We start from the raw sequence: 18567 nt of genomic DNA, 5'->3' as shown, positions 1-18567 counted from the left end.
TCTACTTAACAGCTGAAATGGTCAAGTCAACAATGGTTGAGCCACCAAAAACTAACACAATCCCCGCAATATACTTACCGCAAGTCTCACCAGTAATACGCCCAAACCAAGCCAGATAACCCAAAATCGCAATTCCAATAATGCAGCACTACGAGCAATACCATTGGTAAGCAATTGCATCACCCAATCGACACCTTCAGAAATGGGATCGGCAAAGGCAAGTTCGGGAACCAGCATCAGAGCTAAAATAAAGACAGAATGAAATAAAAGCGAATTAAACGCTGTATAGTTAGAAGTGATTTCTCGTTGCACAAGATGCACAAGATGTTGTACCTGTTTATTGTGCAAGAGAGAAAGAGTAGGGATTTTAAATGCAAATCGTTTAAATAAACTCATCTTCCATTCTCCTATTCGTAGAGCTTGAAAGACACTTTCCTTCCATTAAAGTATCATTTAATTTCGTTAATTGGTTAATCAATATTACGATTTGAAAAATAATACTCACAAGTAAGTTTTAGTTCTTTATTATTCCTGTATCGAACAAAGAGATAAAAAATAGAAAATAATCAATAAGATAGACCTTAACCAAAAACCACAATCATTAAGTGCTTTTACTTTGTACAGATTAACCCTTTTGTTCACTGATAAAAAAACAGTACGCAAACCTATAAAGCCTTATTTTTTGCTGACTAAACGCCTTCCTTTATTACAGCGCTTACACTTTTTGTGTAATAATTCCAAAACTCATTCCAGTAATTGATCCAAGGCGAAATGGCAATAGATAGTAGAGTTCAATTTAGTCAGCGCTTAAACCAAATTTTAGATCGCCATAACTATCCCCCAAAAAATATGGGAAGGATTGCTATGCTTGCTGAGCTGTTTGGGATAACTCAGAAAGGAGCAGGAAACTGGCTGAATGGAAAAGCAATGCCATCAAGAAAAATGCTCAAACAAATAAGTGAACATTTTAAAATATCTCAAGAGTGGTTGATTTTAGGTAAAAGCGATCAGGAAGCGGCTGGACAACAGAAGATTCCTGTTTTATGTCAGTCAAAGATACATGACTATTTAGAAGGCAAGTTAACTCAGTTCGATAAGCTAATTAATGTTAAAGATAATATCAGCTCCGAAGCTTTTGCCATTGATCTTCGAGATAATGAGTTTTTCGTAGACTTTTTAATTAGCAACAACGCTATTTTAATTTTTGACCCTCAGATGCGACCAACAGATAAACTCTTTGCAATGATCCAAACAGACAATGGTTTAGTCATTAAAAATTTAATCGAATTTGAAAAAGGTCAACTTGCCTACACAGAACGAAACCAACAGCAGCGCCCAGAACTCAATATGATTGACGATAAGCATGTGATCCTTGCTCCCCTTAAAGAAATTCTATTCCATAACCCTTAGAGATCAAAAGATACAACAGACAGCTCAGTAGCCTCACGTCTTCGCTGTCTGTTTGCCATTTCTTTCTTCTAAGTCAAAACCTTTATTACTTAATAGTAAGTATTACTGCTATCAACAGTGAAAGCGGTTGCACCACTGGCTCTGAAAAATTATTTTTTATTAAATAAAATCAAAAGACTAAATTTTATTTGTTCTTAAACCCTTTCATACCTGTTTTGAACAAAGGATCAGAAACAGAAAAAGTAACAGGGAGCAGTAGCAGGATCTTGTCCAGAATTTTCGAGTGTGTCTCCCCCTTTTCTTCTTCAATTAGAAAACCTTACTTTTAAACCTATTATTCATAAAAAAGTTCATATGGTGAGTATTTTGCTCACCATATTAGATCAAAAGCCCGATGAAGTTATGGCAGGATTATTGATGTTAAGACACTGATGTAAGGAGGAAGCAATGCCTTTAAAAATAAAAGTTGAGCCAATGTTTTACACTTCTGACGAAGTGGCTGAAGTCCTATGTATAACGAAACAAACTTTATACAACAAAATTCATGAGAACGAACGACTTAAGAAAAATCACCCTATTCCACCATTTATAAAAAGTGGTGGGAAGACATTATTTCCAATTAAGTTATTTAATGAATGGGTTAGCCAACAGCTTCAATCAGCAAAATGCCTTTAACCAGAAATAATTGCCGCCATCAATTCCATTTTCTGCTCTTTAGATAGGCGGCTTATTTGCGATTTGAGTATGGCAATATCATCTGCTTTATCTATAAGTCCGGCATATTCCTTGAGTTTATTACAAACTATTTCAGCAGGTGATTTTAACTCCTCAGCCGTCAATACTGTATAACCAGCGGTAACGTCATTTCGGCATGTAGTATGATTCATTAACCGCTTTAGAGTGTAAGTCCCTAGTCGCAAGTTTTCAGCAATGGAACAAAATGTCCGTCTGAGATCATGTAAGGTGAAGCTAACTTCGGCTTGCTCATTAATTTTTTTCACGATCTTTTTAGGCTCTATGACCCGCCCTAATCGATTTTCAGCTCCAAAAACATAGTCTGACATTTTGTACTTTAATCTACGTTTGAATATTGGTTGCAATGGCTCTGTTATTGGTAACTCAAGAGCAACACCATTTTTGGTTCTTGAGATAATATAAAGCTCATCACCTAAGTACACATCTTGCCACTTCAGCTCTAACAACTCTGTTTTTCTCAAGCCAGTAAACAGCATAAATTCCACAAAATCACATACTGCAACGGAAAAGTCTTCACGGTATTCAATGGCGTGATTACGAACCGATTCCACTGATTCAAGGAATGGTTTTAGCTGAGAGGGTCTAAGCCTAGTTTGCTTTCGTGCTACATTATTCCAACAGCGTTTATCCGATAAAATACCAACGGGGTTATATGGAAAAAGCGTGCTGCCATCACAGGATTTATATTCCGATTTAGCAAAATTGAATAATGCTCTCAGCGTCCTCATAACGAGATCAGCTTGTGCAGGGCTTTGTTTGGTTAGCTCTTGGTGCTTTTTATAAACCATAGCCTCTGTTAAGTCGATTAAGCGTTTTTTATGCCAGTCCTTTAAGCATAGGTATCTACATGGTTTGTCCAAAAAACGAACTAGCCAACTCTCTAAATGCTTCAATCTCCTCAATGGTATAGTTAGAAAGAACTTCGTTGAGCTGTAAAAAGACCCATAAGCCACATCACAGTTCAAGTCCGTGAGGGGCCACCATCTTATAATCCTATTTTTACAGGATTTTTTGCTTTCTGGGGTTTGATAATTATTTTCTGACAATTCCCAAAAGTTCAAGCTGAGTCATGATGCTATTCAAATACTCCTGACTTTTTTATACCAATCCGCATTCAAATGTGCTCAACTCAGAGCTATGTCTGCATCCAAATTACAATAGAAATTGATGAAGACATAGAAGCGCTATGTTGAGACTACGGGCTGGATTTTGGGCGCTGACAAGCTCCCAGAGGGCTAATAGCCTTGATCATAATTTCTGTTTTTCTGGCCAAAATTAATTTCATGTATCGATATAGACATTTTTCATTCAAAAATCTTTGCTGAATATAGAGAAATCACCTTTCAAGTTATTATTAAAATACAGATTAATGAATATTAACCGTGTGCTTTAGCAATAACATTATACTTATAATCATTGACTATTAATGGATGTAAGCTTTAGTTTTAAAGAGTTAACAGCACTGAACTCTAAAAAACTGATAAACATTCTAGATTTAGGAAAGTGATTATGAGTTTTATGGCTAAAATTTTTAGCAGTTCAGCATCTGCTAACAGTGGTAAAAGTCATTTACCGGACGAAGAGCCTACAGGTGCCCAAACTTTAAATGGAGCTACAAACTCATTTGCAGTTACTGATAGTTATGAATTGAAGCAATGCGAGGACTTGTCAGACTGGATGTCTGTATCAACATCACCGCAGTCTGCTGAACCAAGCGAATATGTAAAAGTTTCGCCTCCAAAAAGCCAAGGCGCTAATAACTTTTCCCCTGAAGTTGCGACTACTCAACTTACTTTTCAAGCCGATGAAACGAATACATTAAGCTCTGCTGACTCTTCTACCCAAAGTGAACTACCACCTAAAACAAGTAAACCTGAACATACTAAAAAAGAAGTAGCCGAAGTAAGCGCCTCCCTTGTAGATAAAACTCAAGTTTCAGATAAGTTAAGAAGCATGTACCAGAAACTATGTGCAATAGAGCAACAAAATCTAAAATGTGATGCGATGCAAGCCGCACTAAAAGGGCTTATTGATACGGGAGATGCTTCTCAAGTAACGCTTGAAGCTGTACGCAGAAAAGTAATGTTGACAGTGTATCCAGATAGGTACCAGTCTGAACCGGACATATCATTTGCTCATAAAGCACACGGATTGTTCGAAAAATTGTATCAAACCGCCAATCCTCAAAAGGGTGAAGTCAAAGCTGACTTTATTTTTAGTAAAGAAGAATTTATAGATGCCTTCAAATCGGCTCATGAATATTCATTCCCACATTCTGCTTACAGGCAAAGGAATATTGTCGAACCATTATTTATAGAACAGGTATTAAAAGACGAAGAAGGTGATCCAATAGAGTTGGAAGCAGCCATTGCTAAGAAACCAAAATTACAAAAACTTGCAAATAGAGCGTATTTGCCAATTGTCATAGAAAATATACCAGCAGAAGATCGTGCCTTTATGACGGAAGTTGTAGCCGCTAAAGAAGACGCACAAGGCCGAGTATGGGTTTCATTTGATCGCTACTTTGAAAATTATGAAGATTTTTTGTTGCATCTATGCATTACTCACGGATCTAAAGTAAGCGTTATTGACGAATCTCAAACCATGAAATATTCCGCAGCTCTTGAAATATTCTTAAAGGAGTATCCAGGTGGCGCTAACTGCTGTGAAATGTGGAGAGATCCGAGCCAAAGAGGAAAATCTTATGTTCATGAAAGTGCATTAATGAAAGCCGTATCCCTCGATGATCCACTCGAAGCATTTAAGCTATTAGAAGCAGGGGCAAACCCTGAAGAAACAGTATCACGCCCTGAATATAAATATATGACGGGGATTATACATGCGGTGAGATCAAAAGATATGTTAAAAATGTTACTTAAGCATTCCCCCCATTTAGATATAAATAAGCAAGACAGCCAAGGCAGTACGCTGTTGCATATCCTTGCTCATCAACAGTATTGTGGACAATCTCGTTTTACTCGCTTTGCTGGACAACAGTTATGCCATCTGTCAGAGGCATTACTTGATCACCACGCAAGAGTTGACCTTGTTGATAACAAAGGAAATACGGCCTTTCACTTAGCTTGTTTAGATCGAAATTTAACGATGGTGTTAGACCTTCTTTTTTCGCCAAAAGACCGAACTGAGCTAGCTCTTGTGCTTAATAAGCCTGCAGCAGCCTTAAGAGAAGCTAGAATTCTTGATTTCTATCATCTTGTAGAGTTACCTCAACAGCTTAGGCCAAAGGAAACAGAAGCCGAAGCTGTTTCATTACAATCTCTTAAAGCGCATATTGCACAACTGCCTTTCCTTTCTTTACAAAATTACGATGGACAAACGCCATTAATGGCTGCGGTTCAAGGAGGGAGTACCGAAATATTAACCGTTTTATTAGGAGCAGGGCTTGATCCATACGCAAAAGATTCTAGAGGCTATAATGTATTCCAAGCTGCCATATATGAAATTTTGTCCAAAACCACTCGTAGAAACTACCAAGAATCAAAATTACTCCACGATACAACTAGATGGATATTATCAAAAATGATAGAAGCCGATCCCAGTATGCTTGAACGCCAATTGAAAGAAATGCTCACTATGCCGATATCAAGAGCAAGTGGCTTTAGGATATTAGAACCCAAAGTAAAACAACATATGGTAACCTTATGGAACTATTTGGGTGGCAAGAAAAAATGGAATGGCAGTGACTATGAAGCCGATGAGAAGGAAGAACAAAATTCGTGCAAAGCGATCGCACTCACGCAAGCTCATTTCTCAACGGAACTATTAACTAATATTTCCAGCTATATGAGATTATCCGAAACGGCAATAGAAGTTGTAGAAGCCGCAAAGTCAGAGTCCGAAAAGTTGAAACTAAGAGAGCTATTATCCGCCAGCCAAAGATTGACTAATACACAGCAACGGCTAGCCATCACGGTAGCACCAATTGCTGAGAGCATAAAGCCAGTCCAAGAAGCAAGGAGAACTGTAAAGCGTGAATTGGATAAGATCACTAAAAAATCTTTTTGGTCTTCAAAATTGACAGACTTTGAAGAAGCCGTTAATAAATTAAAGAAAAATGATCCAGATAAAATCGCAGAGTGGGCTGAGCACTATTCGAAAAGAGATCAGCAATAAAGCAAACACTGCTACATACTACGTATTTTTGCATTAGAACAACCCGACCTAACATATGCTTGTGATACGTAAAGAGCAATGTTTCAGGGCTTGTTCAAGTATCTCGAGTATAGGTACTGAGCTATTACAAACTATTTTGCCTTGAACTACACATAATTAATAACACTGTAGATGAAAATTAGTATTCAAAATCAAAATATTAAAATTTTTTATACAGAACTTAGATTAAGCTAGGAAATAAAAAATGAATGACCTAGAGTGACCGTTTCTGAGGGGCATCAAAAAAACTAGATATGATACACTGAGTTAAAGTAAGAGGTGACAATTCGGATTACTCGTTATCCAAACCACCATTATTTTGCTTATTTTTTCTTTGCTCTATCTTGGCTTTCTCAACATTTTTGAACGCGGGTGGTGGTATTGGGAAGATTGAAATCAATGGAAAAATGGCAAGGACTAAAAAAGCCGCTTTCGGCATACCTTTCGCCCATTTTACAATTTTAAATAATCCCCAAGCACCAATACTGCAAAGCAGTACTACAACAAACAAGTGGAAGGCAGTTAGCTCTGTAAACTTAGAAATCAATTCATCCATATCCGCACCTAAAATCCATTATAGAATAATAGGTGGGGATAATTTGTGCGAATTCAATTTAAGCTGTTGAAAGAGCGTAAATTAAATGCAAACTCTCATAAGTTTAAATCTGATGTATGCACCTCTATCAAGAAGTCAATATTTTCCATATATGGATAATTTACTTCAGATTCTTCAATCAAGGATTTCGCTTTAATAAGTAACTTTAAGGACTGTTTCAGACAATCATTCGCATCATATGCGCCCGTTAATAGATAAAGAAGCTTTCCCCATGCAAAGGAAGCCTGTTTAGAATCAGCAGACCATTTATAGTGATTTAGCTCTTGAAACATCCTATCTGAAAACTTGGTTTCACATTTTTCTGTAACTTCTTTTTCAGCAACCTTAATCATATACTTCAGATAATGAGGTGGTTGTGAATAAAGGGACTGGGTATCTAATAAAGGAATTCTAACTTTTCTTGAATATGAATTTTTACCAAACAATGTAGACTTTGTGGTTCTTAGTAATAAGAAGCCATTTTTGTCGTATATTTCTTTAATGAGTCTCGCCCCAAAGTTTCCATCTACTTTTCGAATCCACACCCCATTTACGAAATCTGTCTCAACAGCCGTCAATGAAGATACTTTATAACCAAATGCCCTGTATTCACATTTTCCGAGTACAAATTGACACTCTGCAAATTGAGAAGCAAAAGAATAATCACCAAATAACGAGTTTCTTAGCTCTAATCCTCGGTCACTTAATTTAAACTTCGCGAATGTTTGCTGTTTCTTATCATTAAAATGATCAATCTGATAACCATCTGAACCTTTTGACTTGATGAAATAGTATTCAAAATCATAAGTTGAGGATTCAGTAGGATAGAAGGTTTCAGATTTCATTCCCCAGCCAGTATTGACAAATAGTGAATCAGTTCGCTGTTGTATAGTATTAGGTGAGAGTATGTTTCCCTTATTTTCATCTAAAACTTTTTGGATAACCTCTTTTTCCCCATAGGGTGCATTAGATGTAATACTTGAGCACGATGTTCCTAGAAAGCTAAATACTAAAAATAAAGCTACTTTCCTTCTTTTCACTTATTTATCCTTGAATTATCGAACTATTTTATTAATTAACCTGAGCTCTGTATAAAGAAATCAGTACTGTTTTGATTTTACAAATAAAATATAAATTCAATCTACAGTGCGGCTAATTTTGTGTAGTTCAAGGCGGAACAGTTCGTAATAGCCAGTCTATTTCGGGCTGTTCTAACGAAGAAATACGCATAAGTAGCTGTGCTGTAGAGGTTTACTTATACAGAGCTCAGGTTAATTAGGTAATCATGCGAATTGTACCAGTTAAAAAAGCCTTTATCTGTTTAATTCAAGGTTTGCTCTACCATTTTATATCGGCTACGTTGCAGGATGTATCACCTCTATCACCATCAAATCAAGATTGTGACCACTGACATTAATATCTTCATGCAGTTTTTGACCCTCTTGTTTTGATAAATATTTAGGGACACCTTTTCTTAATTTTATTAGTTCATAACTGCCGTCTTTATATAAAACTTTGAGAATGGCATTTTCGGAAGATATGATCACTCGTGCGTTTTTATGAGTGTGGTAGTCGATGACCCCGCGACGACAAATTTGAGTTTTCCATACTTGTACATCTGGTTTATTAATAATTTGATCTTTTTGAGTAGCACAAGAGGCCTTACAAAAAGCAAGGCCAGAGTAGCTAGAGAGTAATATAACAAGAATTGTAAATGTGAGTTTCATAGCCAGCCTACTTGAGAAAAACTTTGGTTATGACCATAACTCAAACTAAGCCTCAATCTACCAAGATTAAGGCAATTTAATCTACATAAACGCCTGTAATCCGGTTTGAGCACGACCTAGAATTAAAGCGTGGATATCATGAGTTCCTTCGTAAGTATTGACTGACTCTAAGTTCATAACATGACGGATCACATGAAACTCATCAGCAATACCGTTTCCACCATGCATGTCACGAGCGATTCGTGCGATATCTAATGCTTTTCCACACGAGTTACGTTTAATAAGAGAAATAGCTTCTACAGGTAACGCATTTTGATCCATCAATCTGCCTGCTTGTAGACAAGAGAACAATCCTGTTGTGATTTCAGTTTGCATGTCTGCCAGTTTCTTTTGGAAAAGCTGTGTCGCCGCGATAGGTTTATCAAATTGAGTTCTATCTAAGCCATATTGCCTTGCGGCATGCCAACAAAATTCAGCGGCTCCCAATGCGCCCCATGCAATACCGTAACGCGCTTTATTTAAACAACCAAATGGTCCTTTTAAACCTGACACTTCAGGGAAAATAGCTTCCTCACCCACTTCGACATTATCCATTACGATTTCACCAGTGATAGAGGCTCTCAATGAGAACTTGCCTTCTATTGTTGGAGTGCTTAATCCCTTCATTCCTCTTTCGAGAACAAAGCCACGGATCACACCATCCAGTTTTGCCCAAACTACAAATACATCAGCGATTGGCGAGTTAGTGATCCACATTTTGCTACCCGTTAAACGATACCCACCATCAACTTTTTCAGCTCTGGTTTTCATACTTGCAGGATCAGAACCGGCATCTGGTTCGGTTAAACCAAAACAGCCCACCCATTCGCCACTTGCCAGTTTGGGTAAGTATTTTTGTTTTTGTTCTTCGGTGCCGTAAGCATAAATTGGGTGCATAACCAGTGATGACTGTACGCTCATGGCACTTCGGTATCCGCTATCAACACGTTCAATTTCTCTAGCAATTAAACCGTAACTGACATAATTAGCATTGGCGCAACCATATTGCTCTGGCAAGGTCACACCAAGTAACCCTAGCTCGCCTAGTTCGCTCATGATTTCTCGATCAAAACGCTCTTCACGGTTCGCGGTTAATACACGGCTCATTAATTTATCTTGAGCATACTCGTGTACCATATCTCGGATCATGCGTTCTTCTTCAGAAAGTAAGGTATTTAACTGCAAGGGATCTTGCCAATCAAAGTGAATACGAGCCATGAAGCATCCTTTTAAATGTCTTTTTGTATTGGTAACCCATCACCAAGAATGAGCGTAAGGCAGGGCTCAGTTTATCTTAACTGTGCGCCATAAGGTAATTCGTATCGCTGACTCTAGCACAATAGTAAGTTTGTTTATTGAGCTAAATCAGTACGGTGAAAAGAAGATGAAAAAATATTAACTGGTTGTAACGGTTATTTTTTGATTGCATATATTTACTAGCTATGAATATGTTGGATTAACAAATGGCTGCACCAACTACAACTAATTGCGAGTTAGAAAAAGCTATTCACGCTTCTTATAATTGCAAAGAAAGATCATTTATCAACTTTGAAGATACTCTATATACACAAATAAAAACAAGACTAGATAGCTCATATCCGAAAGAAATAGAACTTTTGCTTAAAGTCACTTATACCGGTAAAACAACTCCGAAAGAAAGAAAATACATAGTAAAGCCTAAACAGAGTTCTGAATCCCCAAGTAGGCTTTATCACCAGATAGAAGTCCAAACAGTAGGCTACACATTATCACTACATTCAACGCAACCTGATGAAGCTAAAGCTCTAGCATATCAATACAATATAGTAGCCGATAGGGAGGCAAAGCTGCGACATCACATTCACAGAAGTGCTAAAAATTCTGGAGAAGATGATCTGTTTGAAATGGCACCAGAGCAGAAAAAAGAACATCTACAACTAAATCAAAGTAACATTGCAAAATATAACCCAGCTGATCGCAAAGAAGTGGAAGAACAGCTAAAGCAAGAACGAGAAGCTGAGCAGGAGAAAGATAGAAAAACGACCGCTGAGCTAGCTAATAAAGCTCAAGAGAACCTTATGAGAGGTATTAAAGTAATGTGCATTGGTTCAACAGAATCAGAACAGCCTAAAGTAGAGGAAACATCTGCACAACTGGCAGTTGAGCCTACACCACCGAAACCTAACCCAGCTATAAAGCCCAAACCAGCTCTATTGCCAAAGCCGAAGCAGACTCAAAAGCAATAAATTTAGAAATATTGTCGACTCTATGTATGGATTGATGAGGATTTTTAGTAATGCTAATCAATATCTTATTAGCATTTAAGCTGTAGAGACTTATAATCGGCTTCTAAAAACAAAGTACACCGCCCCTAACAAGCATAGCCCCGCCCACAAGTAATCAAGCTTTAATGGCTCCTTCATAAAAAATACCGAGAATGGCACAAACACACTTAAAGTAATGGCTTCTTGAATAACCTTAAGCTGGCCTATCGACAGTTCTTGAAAGCCAATTCGATTGGCAGGAACACGAAAAAGATATTCGAAAAACGCAATTCCCCAACTTATTACAATGGCCACAAGTAACGGCTTATTAGACAATTCTTTTAAGTGACCATACCAAGCAAAAGTCATAAAGATATTACTGCAGGTAAGCAAAGCAATGGTTTTAATTAAAGGGGACATAGGTGTGACCAAAAACAAATGGTCTTTAAAGAATAGGCAATGGAGATGAATAGAAACCCTATATGACCGTTAATCTTTATTCATCAAAATCGAAACTCTGATTAAGATCGGCATCTTGTTGTTCTTGCCGTTGTTGGGCTTTATAGGCTTGATATTGAGCGTAACGATAGCGTCGTTTCCGTTGCTTACACAAACGAATGACATCTATTTTTTTTGCATCATCAAATTTTTGCCAATCGAATCTTTCATCACGACTTCGAAAGCAACCCTTACAATAGCCACGGCTATCTGACTGACAAACGTTAATACATGGGCTGGGGACTTCAAAAAATTCAAGTTGTTCCATTTGTCCCCTCCCTTATCAGAAATGGTTAACCTCTACAGTTTGGCGTACGTGGCACATCATCATTTTCTTGCCACTCTTGTTGAGTATAAGTATGGATCGATAGAGCGTGAATTTCATTGGCGAGTTCTTCTGCTAAAGATTGGTTTACTAAGCGGTGTCTCGCTATCAACCTTTTACCCTCAAACTCATCACTGACAATAACAACTTTGAAATGGCTTTCTGAATTAGGTGGTACATTGTGACGGTTACTTTCGTTCAACACATCAATGTATTGAGGAGTAAAGGCCTGAGTCAATTTTTCGGTAATTTTTGCTGCTACAGGCCCAATCGGTTTCTTGGACATAGTTCCTACTCACATAATGTTTATGCTAGCAGGTTACTGATTGCTCCAGAAAAGATCAACCGAGAGTCGATAACCTTAGTCCGGGATCAAGCTCTTCAAATTTTTCAGTGAGCTTTTCGATGTTGAGTTCAGAGGGTAAACGTAACTGAATATTGGCTTGATATACTGAATCACCAAGCATAGTTACAGGTGCTCGAAAAAAACTAAATTGCTCCACGTCCAGCTCAAGCCCTTGCATTAGCTCATGAATATCTTTGGTCAACCCAGCCCTATCTACACAATGTACAGTAACTGAAATAGGCTCGCTAAAATTGGTCGCTTCCATTTTAGGTATTGAGTATTCAAAGCTTAATTCTGAAAAACGTCGTGACATCGCCTGCTTAAAATCGGCTAATTTATGCTCTTCAATCATAACCAAAAATAATGCCGTGAATTGATCGGCAAGGGTTATCACTTTACTGGTTTGCCAATGCCCACCTAACTCTCGTGTTTCTTGCGCAAGTTCGGTCACTACATTACTGCCTCCAAGGCCGCTTACAGTACTTATCACACTGACTTTCATCATATATTCTCCTTTGCTTTCTTATACTCGTGATACTTGAAAATGCAACTTTCAGGGCTTATTCAGCGTTGTATTATTCGAAGCGTGAAAGTGCAGAACTAGTGGGCTAATTTAAGCTTTCACAACAAAGAAGAATCAACGCTGAAAAGCCCACGTTGTGCGAGTTTAATTGCCATCTATGCTGCGTTACTTACTCTTGAAATAGAGTAACTAATCCTGCGAGTAAGTGCCTTGCCTAACTGACAATGCTCTTTACAAAAAGTATTCTCGCTGAAATCCTGCATTTTCAGGTATCACAGGTATATTCTTATCTCATAAAGCAGAGAAAAACGGTGTGATGAAGCACAAGTTTTTAAAGGGCACTCCTAATTAGATTTTTTTGTGATAGTTTGGAATGATTTGGCGAAAAGTAAAATTAAATCTAGCGCGCTTTGACTTCAGTCGTTTAGGTAACGCATGCAGCCAATCTGATTGCATACCTGCTGGCATAATGAGTAAGTCACCACACTCTAAAGTAATGAGGTGCTTCTGGTGGGTTGTTTTGTGCTTCAGCACAAAATCTCGGCTATCCCCTAGACTTACCGATGCAATATCACTATTGGAGACAATTTCAGGTTCATCATCACTATGCCAGCCCATATGTTCAGTTCCATCGGCATAATGGTTCACCAAAACTCCGTTATAACTTTGTCCAAATTCAGAGTTGAGCTGCTCTTTAAGCCAAGCCACATAATGAAACCAAGGAGATGCTGTAATAATTTGTTTGGAATACCGATAATCACAGCCTCTATCTGCCAACCAAACTTGTCGACGGGGGATGCGATGTAGCTTTCCATAAACTTCAATTTGAGGAGAAGAATAAGGGTAACTTTCAGCTTCATCTAATAATAACTGCCGCTGTTTTTCTGTCAGATAACGTCGAATAATTTTGACTGGAAGCTCAACAGTTTCAAATGCTAATGATTGCTGCACAGGCTGAATAAATGATAAATCGGTTGCAAAATTATAACCATTCCATGATTAAAGCACCAAACACATACCAACTGACCATAACCAAAATTGCCTTAAAAAGAAATGTCCAACCTTGAGCCTGCTTATTTCCCATAAAAATCATACACCTACATTATAAACTTGTTATAAGTATAGTCATGGCATGATAAAAATTTTATGAACTTTATGTTTAATTTAGTTTTTTTGAGATAATAGCTTTCTGTTCATTAATCAGAAGTTCGTTATGCACCTTGCTTTAACAGATCGCACATTATCTTTATCCCTTCATCGTTACCCACAATTTGCCAATGCTAACTTACAGGCTTGGGATGCGGCAGATGAGTACATGCTTAAACAGCTTTTTGAAGCTGATGAGGTTTTTAACAAGGTTGCCATCATAAATGACAGCTTTGGTGCGCTTACTTGTGCTATAGCCCAACAAGCCCCAGAACTTCCTTTGCTTATTGAAACCGATAACAAAACTAGTCAGCTAGGCACCCTATCAAACCTTAAAGTAAACGAGCTAAGTGATAACAAGATTGATTGGATAAATAGCCGCTCACCTTTGCCGGATGATATTGATTTAGTGTTAATGAAGCTGCCTAAAAACCTGAACTATTTCGCCCACCAGCTGAGCCGACTTTCACGTTCCCTAAAGCAAGGAACCAAAGTACTCATTGCAGCAAAAGCTAAGAGCATCAACAAATCAGTGATAGAGCTTATTAAGCAACAGCTGGGCGATGCCACTGCCAGTTTAGCTTGGAAAAAATGCAGAGTGATCACTTGTATCTCTGATGGTTCAACCAGAGACGAACCTAAGCTCACTCAATGGTCAATTCCAGAATACCAGCTCAAGTTAAACAACTTCAGCAATGTATTTGCCGCTAATAAACTGGATATCGGAGCACGTGCTTTATTGCAGTTTTTCCCTCAGGGCGATTACAAGCAAATTATCGATTTAGGTTGTGGTAATGGGGTATTGGGGCTTCGAGCAGCCCAAGTATTTCCTGACGCCAATATTCACTTTGTAGATGATTCAGAGATGGCTGTGGCATCTGCACAACAAAACTGGCAGTTAAACGGATTGAATACTGAAAACGGACACTTCTATTGGGATGATTGCCTGACTGATCTAAGCGATGAAATAAAACCAGATTTGATCATTTGTAATCCTCCATTTCATCAAGGCGAAGCCATTACTGACCATATTGCATGGCAAATGTTTTTGGATGCAAAACGAAAACTCGCCGATGGCGGGACTCTCCACATAGTGGGTAACCGTCACTTAGGCTACCACATAAAGCTGAAGCGATTATTTGGGAACTGTAAAACAATGGGTTCCAACGGAAAATTTGTCGTATTACAAGCCATTAAAAATTAACAACAATTAATCTACATTAACAAGCACTTTGCTAATCTAAACAGTATGTTAAGTTATTGAGTGCTTGTTATGGCTTCTTCAGCATCGTCTACATCTGCAAACATTTCTGCTCGTTACGACTCACTAGAAAAGCATATCTATCTTACATCTGGAACTAAACCATTCGAACAGCGTTTATCTCAACTTTCGCACGGTGAACACATCATAGAGTTCGAAGTGAAAGCTTCAGGAAAAACAGAAATCATCGAGTTCAAAGTTACAAAAAGCAATGGTTCCGTTCAACTTACGGGATATAACCAAGAGAAAGGTAGCAAGATACTTGAAACAGCAATAAAAAACTTGAAAGATCGATTGTCAGAGTTCGAAATCAAGCCAAAAAATACCGAAACTCACTTAAAGCCATTTATAACCTCTGGAGCGAGTGATACCTATAAGCAAGGGCCATCTCCTCATACTAGCAGCCCAAACAATACTGAACTTGATGGCATGGACGCAGGTTTACTTAGTCTCAATAATGACTGGCAAGAACTTGCTGATGAAGATTCACTAGGTAGCACTGAACAAAGTAGCACAGAAGATGAAGCTCTTGGCCTGACTTCATTACAAATACATGAACAGTTAGCATTTAATACAGTCGCACCAACTCAAGCAGTGACAGCTGAAAATAAAACTCAAGAAGTTGCTTACCCAGAACTTGTTAATGTCGCTCAACTACTTGAGCAACCTATAGAGGCGGAAAGACCTTTGATCATCTTTGACATGGATGAGGTGCTAATGACTTTAAACCTATCAACCCCATGCTATGACAAAGTTCGTTTAGGAGATTTCAAATTAATCGAAGGGCAAAGTGCTGAGCAAATAAAAACCACACTGACTCGATTACAAAAACAACACCCAACAGCCAACATCATAATTATTACCAAATCAGGTGAAACTGATGCTATTAAAAAGTTAGAGTCTCTAGGAATTGAAACAGACTGGTTTGTACAAGTTATCGGCAAGCGATCTGATCGACCCTATATGGATAAAGGTGAGGTTTTACGAGAATACCTAGCAAGCCAAGATGCATTCGATGCGGTTATATTTGTGGACGATGACGTAAATAACCTTAAAGCTGTATCAAAGGTAACTGAAGAACAGGAGTTGAAGTACTATCCTTTTGTTTTCACTGGTGCCATCGAAGGGGTACATGTTTCTCGCGCTCAACAGTATTGGAAATATCAAGCTAAAGAGTTCGTTGGTAATGATTTCAATATGGAGCATTACTATCAAACTTTCCCTCAAGATAAATTGGAGTTAGAGCAGGCTGTTCAACGCAGAAATGATTACCTAGGCATTACCCCTGTAACAACTACAGATATTAACCCAGAGCATAACTATGAAGTATACGGCAAGTTTGCTCAGGTAACGCCAATTAGTAACATACGCAAAACATCACAAACATATAAAATGCAGCTTCCATCTGATGATGAGAGTGATGATGTTAACTACCCAGAAAATCCAACATATGCGGATATCTTATTGGCATTTTTAGAACATGATAGCGGTATTTCTCATCTATTTGGTAACCCTAGGTATAAAATTTATAACACTGAGGTTTCTCTTGATGGTAAACCTATCAGTAAACCTGAAATTATGACTCACCAATACGAAGCAAACGACAATCAATGGAAAGCTGAATGTCAATTGCTTGAAATAGAAGCAAGGGATCTTAACCTGCTATTACAAAGCCAAGCAGCCTTTAAAGCATTTGATGGACGCTTCAACTCTGTACAACAAATCGAGAACATAGTCATGGATCTATATCGAGAATCACTAGAAGAAGAACAAGGTAATTCTGATATTGATCAAAATGATTTTGGTGAACTCAATACTTGTGTAAACCAATACTTAAAGCAATTTGATGAAAAGCAGCCAGCTGAAGAGCAACAGCCTTTGTTCGATTACATGTCAAAAATTGCTGCACTCCTAGCCTTATATCGCAGACCTAGATTTTTGCCACAAGAGTATCAATAACGTCTAACAGCTGTTGCTCCAATACTGCATCTTTTATAGGCTCACCTGCGCCCTGAAAATTATCAAAATAACTGGGTAATGAAAAACTTCCGGCAACGTTCATATCAAAATAGGGTGCTGAAGTTATCGCTTGACTTAAAACAGTACTTGCACCACTTGGTCCTGGGGAAGTTGCTAGTAACAACGCAGGCTTATTTTGATATACAGAGCGATCTATTCTTGATGTCCAGTCAAATACATTTTTATACGCGGCCGAATAAGTACCATTGTGTTCGGCAAACCCAATTATAATGGCATCAGTTTCTGAAATTTTAGCTCTAAAATCATGGGCAAGTTGTGGCATGCCTGACGCCTCTTCTCTGTCTTGGCTGTAAATCGGCATTTCATAGTCATTAAGGTCTAGCAACTCAACTTCAATCATTTGTTGTGAAGTATTTTTAACTCTTTGTGCTACATACTTAGCCAATTGTAAATTTATAGATTGACGGTGATTCGTTGCCGCAAATACGAGTACTCTCATGTTCATTTTCACTCTATGTTATTAAGACATCTACAGCATAGTTTGTTTACCAATAAGTATTAATACATCAAAAAATGAAATACTATTTCCATATGAGTTGAAATACTTTTGGTGACTAACAATGAAATACCAAGCGAATTTACTTGACGGCATGTTGATTTTTGAACAAGTCGTTTCTTGCAATAGCTTCACTAAAGCATCAGAAGTGACAGGGCATTCTCCTTCTCACATAAGCAAAGAGATAAATAAATTAGAGTCACGATTAGGGGTTCGCCTACTAAATCGAACCACCCGTAAACTCAGCTTAACGCCAGAAGGAGAGCAATTTCATCAACATTGCTTACAACTCATTCAAGATACACTTAACGTTCAAGAACGATTACAAGGTTTGCAACATGAGCCCTCAGGGTTGTTAAGGGTCAGCTGTATGGCAGATTTTCAATCGTCAAAAATGCAAAAAATCATTGATGAGTTTTTAGAACAGTACCCCAAGGTCAAATTAGAAATGGAGTTATCAAATCGCCGTGTTGATATCATCACCGAAGGGTTTGATCTCGTCATGCGCGCCACCAGAGATATTGATGATTCAAGCTTGATCTGCCGCAAGCTGCTCTCGTTCAAAGCACTTACCTTAGCCTCACCAGAATACTTAACTCTCTTTGGTACACCAACAAAACCTGAAGATCTCACCAAGCACCATTGTCTAGGCTATTCTCATGCCAAAAATCCAAATGTATGGGGCTATCAATCCAATAATGAAAAAGAGAACAATATTCCGGTTAATGTCCGCTTTCAAAGTAACGACTCAGAGATGTTAGTCGCGATGTGTACAGCAGGAAAAGGTATCGCTCGGATCCCTTCGTTCCTACTCGACTCTCAAGTTGAACAAGGCAAGTTGGTCAGTATATTAGAAGGCTTTGAAGACAGAACAATTGATGTCTATTTTATGTACCCAAGTAAAAAGCACTTATCCAGTAAGGTTAGAGCCTTTATCGATTTTGTGGTTGAGAGGTTGTAGGTAAAATGCCAGTATCCTGAATTTTGAA

At 38.1% G+C, this 18567-nt stretch carries 19 protein-coding genes; 7 read left to right on the top strand and 12 right to left on the bottom strand.

Features of this window, described 5'->3' with window-relative positions; translation table 11 throughout:
- Position 1: 1 nt before the first annotated feature.
- Entirely contained in the window at positions 2-124 is a 123-nt protein-coding gene (locus tag D5018_RS22405) for a hypothetical protein (protein WP_207819299.1), read from the bottom strand.
- Between the two features lie 647 nt (positions 125-771).
- On the opposite strand from D5018_RS22405, the gene D5018_RS13600 reads away from it, so the two are divergent.
- Positions 772-1410: a helix-turn-helix domain-containing protein gene (locus tag D5018_RS13600; protein WP_121839543.1), complete on the top strand. Its 639-nt coding sequence runs from the start codon at positions 772-774 to the stop codon at positions 1408-1410.
- Positions 1411-1857: 447 nt separating this feature from the next.
- Positions 1858-2085 carry a helix-turn-helix domain-containing protein gene (locus D5018_RS13595; RefSeq protein WP_243637440.1) on the top strand — a complete coding sequence of 76 codons (228 nt, stop codon included), beginning with the start codon at positions 1858-1860 and terminating at the stop codon, positions 2083-2085.
- On the opposite strand, the gene D5018_RS13590 is transcribed toward D5018_RS13595, so the two are convergent.
- The gene (locus D5018_RS13590) at positions 2082-3059 is read right to left on the bottom strand and encodes a tyrosine-type recombinase/integrase (protein WP_121839542.1); all 978 of its coding nucleotides are present in this window, start codon (positions 3057-3059) and stop codon (positions 2082-2084) included. The genes D5018_RS13595 and D5018_RS13590 overlap by 4 nt on opposite strands.
- 625 nt (positions 3060-3684) lie before the next feature.
- Here D5018_RS13590 and D5018_RS13585 point away from each other — a divergent pair.
- Complete coding sequence (locus tag D5018_RS13585) at positions 3685-6300, top strand: ankyrin repeat domain-containing protein (protein WP_165905065.1); 2616 nt, start codon at positions 3685-3687, stop codon at positions 6298-6300.
- A 331-nt stretch (positions 6301-6631) separates the two neighbouring features.
- On the opposite strand, the gene D5018_RS13580 is transcribed toward D5018_RS13585, so the two are convergent.
- From D5018_RS13580 to D5018_RS13565, 4 genes are all read right to left on the bottom strand, one after another.
- Complete coding sequence (locus tag D5018_RS13580) at positions 6632-6895, bottom strand: hypothetical protein (protein ID WP_207819308.1); 264 nt, start codon at positions 6893-6895, stop codon at positions 6632-6634.
- 95 nt (positions 6896-6990) lie between these two features.
- Entirely contained in the window at positions 6991-7974 is a 984-nt protein-coding gene (locus D5018_RS13575) for a hypothetical protein (protein WP_121839540.1), read from the bottom strand.
- A gap of 315 nt (positions 7975-8289) precedes the next feature.
- Positions 8290-8661, bottom strand: a complete 372-nt coding sequence (locus tag D5018_RS13570) for a hypothetical protein (RefSeq protein ID WP_121839539.1) — start codon at positions 8659-8661, stop codon at positions 8290-8292.
- A gap of 81 nt (positions 8662-8742) precedes the next feature.
- On the bottom strand, positions 8743-9918 hold the full coding sequence (locus D5018_RS13565) for an acyl-CoA dehydrogenase (protein ID WP_121839538.1): 1176 nt from the start codon (positions 9916-9918) through the stop codon (positions 8743-8745).
- Positions 9919-10163: 245 nt separating this feature from the next.
- On the opposite strand from D5018_RS13565, the gene D5018_RS13560 reads away from it, so the two are divergent.
- Entirely contained in the window at positions 10164-10925 is a 762-nt protein-coding gene (locus tag D5018_RS13560) for a hypothetical protein (RefSeq protein WP_121839537.1), read from the top strand.
- A 90-nt stretch (positions 10926-11015) separates the two neighbouring features.
- Here the strand turns inward: D5018_RS13560 and D5018_RS13555 are convergent, their stop codons facing one another.
- The 5 genes from D5018_RS13555 to D5018_RS13535 all read right to left on the bottom strand — a co-directional run bounded on the left by D5018_RS13555 (position 11016) and on the right by D5018_RS13535 (position 13586).
- Complete coding sequence (locus tag D5018_RS13555; RefSeq protein ID WP_121839536.1) at positions 11016-11363, bottom strand: DMT family protein; 348 nt, start codon at positions 11361-11363, stop codon at positions 11016-11018.
- Between the two features lie 76 nt (positions 11364-11439).
- Positions 11440-11709, bottom strand: a complete 270-nt coding sequence (locus tag D5018_RS13550) for a DUF1289 domain-containing protein (protein WP_121839535.1) — start codon at positions 11707-11709, stop codon at positions 11440-11442.
- A 25-nt stretch (positions 11710-11734) separates the two neighbouring features.
- Positions 11735-12052 carry a BolA family protein gene (locus tag D5018_RS13545; RefSeq protein ID WP_121839534.1) on the bottom strand — a complete coding sequence of 106 codons (318 nt, stop codon included), beginning with the start codon at positions 12050-12052 and terminating at the stop codon, positions 11735-11737.
- 55 nt (positions 12053-12107) lie between these two features.
- Positions 12108-12617 carry an ACT domain-containing protein gene (locus tag D5018_RS13540; protein WP_121839533.1) on the bottom strand — a complete coding sequence of 170 codons (510 nt, stop codon included), beginning with the start codon at positions 12615-12617 and terminating at the stop codon, positions 12108-12110.
- 366 nt (positions 12618-12983) lie between these two features.
- Positions 12984-13586, bottom strand: a complete 603-nt coding sequence (locus tag D5018_RS13535) for an alpha-ketoglutarate-dependent dioxygenase AlkB family protein (RefSeq protein ID WP_243637439.1) — start codon at positions 13584-13586, stop codon at positions 12984-12986.
- A gap of 262 nt (positions 13587-13848) precedes the next feature.
- Here D5018_RS13535 and D5018_RS13530 point away from each other — a divergent pair, with 262 nt between their 5' ends.
- Together D5018_RS13530 and D5018_RS13525 are read left to right on the top strand one after the other, a co-directional pair.
- The gene (locus tag D5018_RS13530; protein WP_121839531.1) at positions 13849-14985 is read left to right on the top strand and encodes a methyltransferase; all 1137 of its coding nucleotides are present in this window, start codon (positions 13849-13851) and stop codon (positions 14983-14985) included.
- Positions 14986-15054: 69 nt separating this feature from the next.
- A complete protein-coding gene (locus tag D5018_RS13525; RefSeq protein WP_121839530.1) occupies positions 15055-17001 on the top strand; it encodes a DUF2608 domain-containing protein in 1947 nt (648 codons plus the stop codon).
- Here the strand turns inward: D5018_RS13525 and D5018_RS13520 are convergent.
- A complete protein-coding gene (locus D5018_RS13520) occupies positions 16973-17521 on the bottom strand; it encodes an NADPH-dependent FMN reductase (protein ID WP_121839553.1) in 549 nt (182 codons plus the stop codon). The two genes, D5018_RS13525 and D5018_RS13520, sit on opposite strands and share 29 nt — an antisense overlap.
- Positions 17522-17642: 121 nt before the next feature.
- Here D5018_RS13520 and D5018_RS13515 point away from each other — a divergent pair, with 121 nt between their 5' ends.
- Positions 17643-18539, top strand: coding sequence for a LysR family transcriptional regulator (locus D5018_RS13515; RefSeq protein ID WP_121839529.1), 897 nt, complete (start codon positions 17643-17645; stop codon positions 18537-18539).
- Positions 18540-18567 lie beyond the last annotated feature (28 nt).

Origin of the sequence: Parashewanella curva, assembly GCF_003675895.1 — a bacterium.
Classification (GTDB): domain Bacteria; phylum Pseudomonadota; class Gammaproteobacteria; order Enterobacterales; family Shewanellaceae; genus Parashewanella; species Parashewanella curva.
The sequence above is the reverse complement of the archived record's forward strand: the minus strand, read 5'-3'. Positions and strand labels throughout refer to the sequence as shown.

Excerpts from the sequence above, each read along its gene's own strand:
- D5018_RS13520 (WP_121839553.1), bottom strand. The coding sequence starts at position 17,521 with ATGAGAGTACTCGTATTTGCGGCAACGAATCACCGTCAATCTATAAAT.
- D5018_RS13570 (WP_121839539.1), bottom strand. The coding sequence starts at position 8,661 with ATGAAACTCACATTTACAATTCTTGTTATATTACTCTCTAGCTACTCT.
- D5018_RS13550 (WP_121839535.1), bottom strand. The coding sequence starts at position 11,709 with ATGGAACAACTTGAATTTTTTGAAGTCCCCAGCCCATGTATTAACGTT.
- D5018_RS13555 (WP_121839536.1), bottom strand. The coding sequence starts at position 11,363 with ATGTCCCCTTTAATTAAAACCATTGCTTTGCTTACCTGCAGTAATATC.
- D5018_RS13540 (WP_121839533.1), bottom strand. The coding sequence starts at position 12,617 with ATGATGAAAGTCAGTGTGATAAGTACTGTAAGCGGCCTTGGAGGCAGT.
- D5018_RS13525 (WP_121839530.1), top strand. The coding sequence starts at position 15,055 with ATGGCTTCTTCAGCATCGTCTACATCTGCAAACATTTCTGCTCGTTAC.
- D5018_RS13600 (WP_121839543.1), top strand. The coding sequence starts at position 772 with ATGGCAATAGATAGTAGAGTTCAATTTAGTCAGCGCTTAAACCAAATT.
- D5018_RS13580 (WP_207819308.1), bottom strand. The coding sequence starts at position 6,895 with ATGGATGAATTGATTTCTAAGTTTACAGAGCTAACTGCCTTCCACTTG.
- D5018_RS13595 (WP_243637440.1), top strand. The coding sequence starts at position 1,858 with ATGCCTTTAAAAATAAAAGTTGAGCCAATGTTTTACACTTCTGACGAA.
- D5018_RS13560 (WP_121839537.1), top strand. The coding sequence starts at position 10,164 with ATGGCTGCACCAACTACAACTAATTGCGAGTTAGAAAAAGCTATTCAC.
- D5018_RS13545 (WP_121839534.1), bottom strand. The coding sequence starts at position 12,052 with ATGTCCAAGAAACCGATTGGGCCTGTAGCAGCAAAAATTACCGAAAAA.
- D5018_RS13565 (WP_121839538.1), bottom strand. The coding sequence starts at position 9,918 with ATGGCTCGTATTCACTTTGATTGGCAAGATCCCTTGCAGTTAAATACC.
- D5018_RS13585 (WP_165905065.1), top strand. The coding sequence starts at position 3,685 with ATGGCTAAAATTTTTAGCAGTTCAGCATCTGCTAACAGTGGTAAAAGT.
- D5018_RS13515 (WP_121839529.1), top strand. The coding sequence starts at position 17,643 with ATGAAATACCAAGCGAATTTACTTGACGGCATGTTGATTTTTGAACAA.
- D5018_RS13530 (WP_121839531.1), top strand. The coding sequence starts at position 13,849 with ATGCACCTTGCTTTAACAGATCGCACATTATCTTTATCCCTTCATCGT.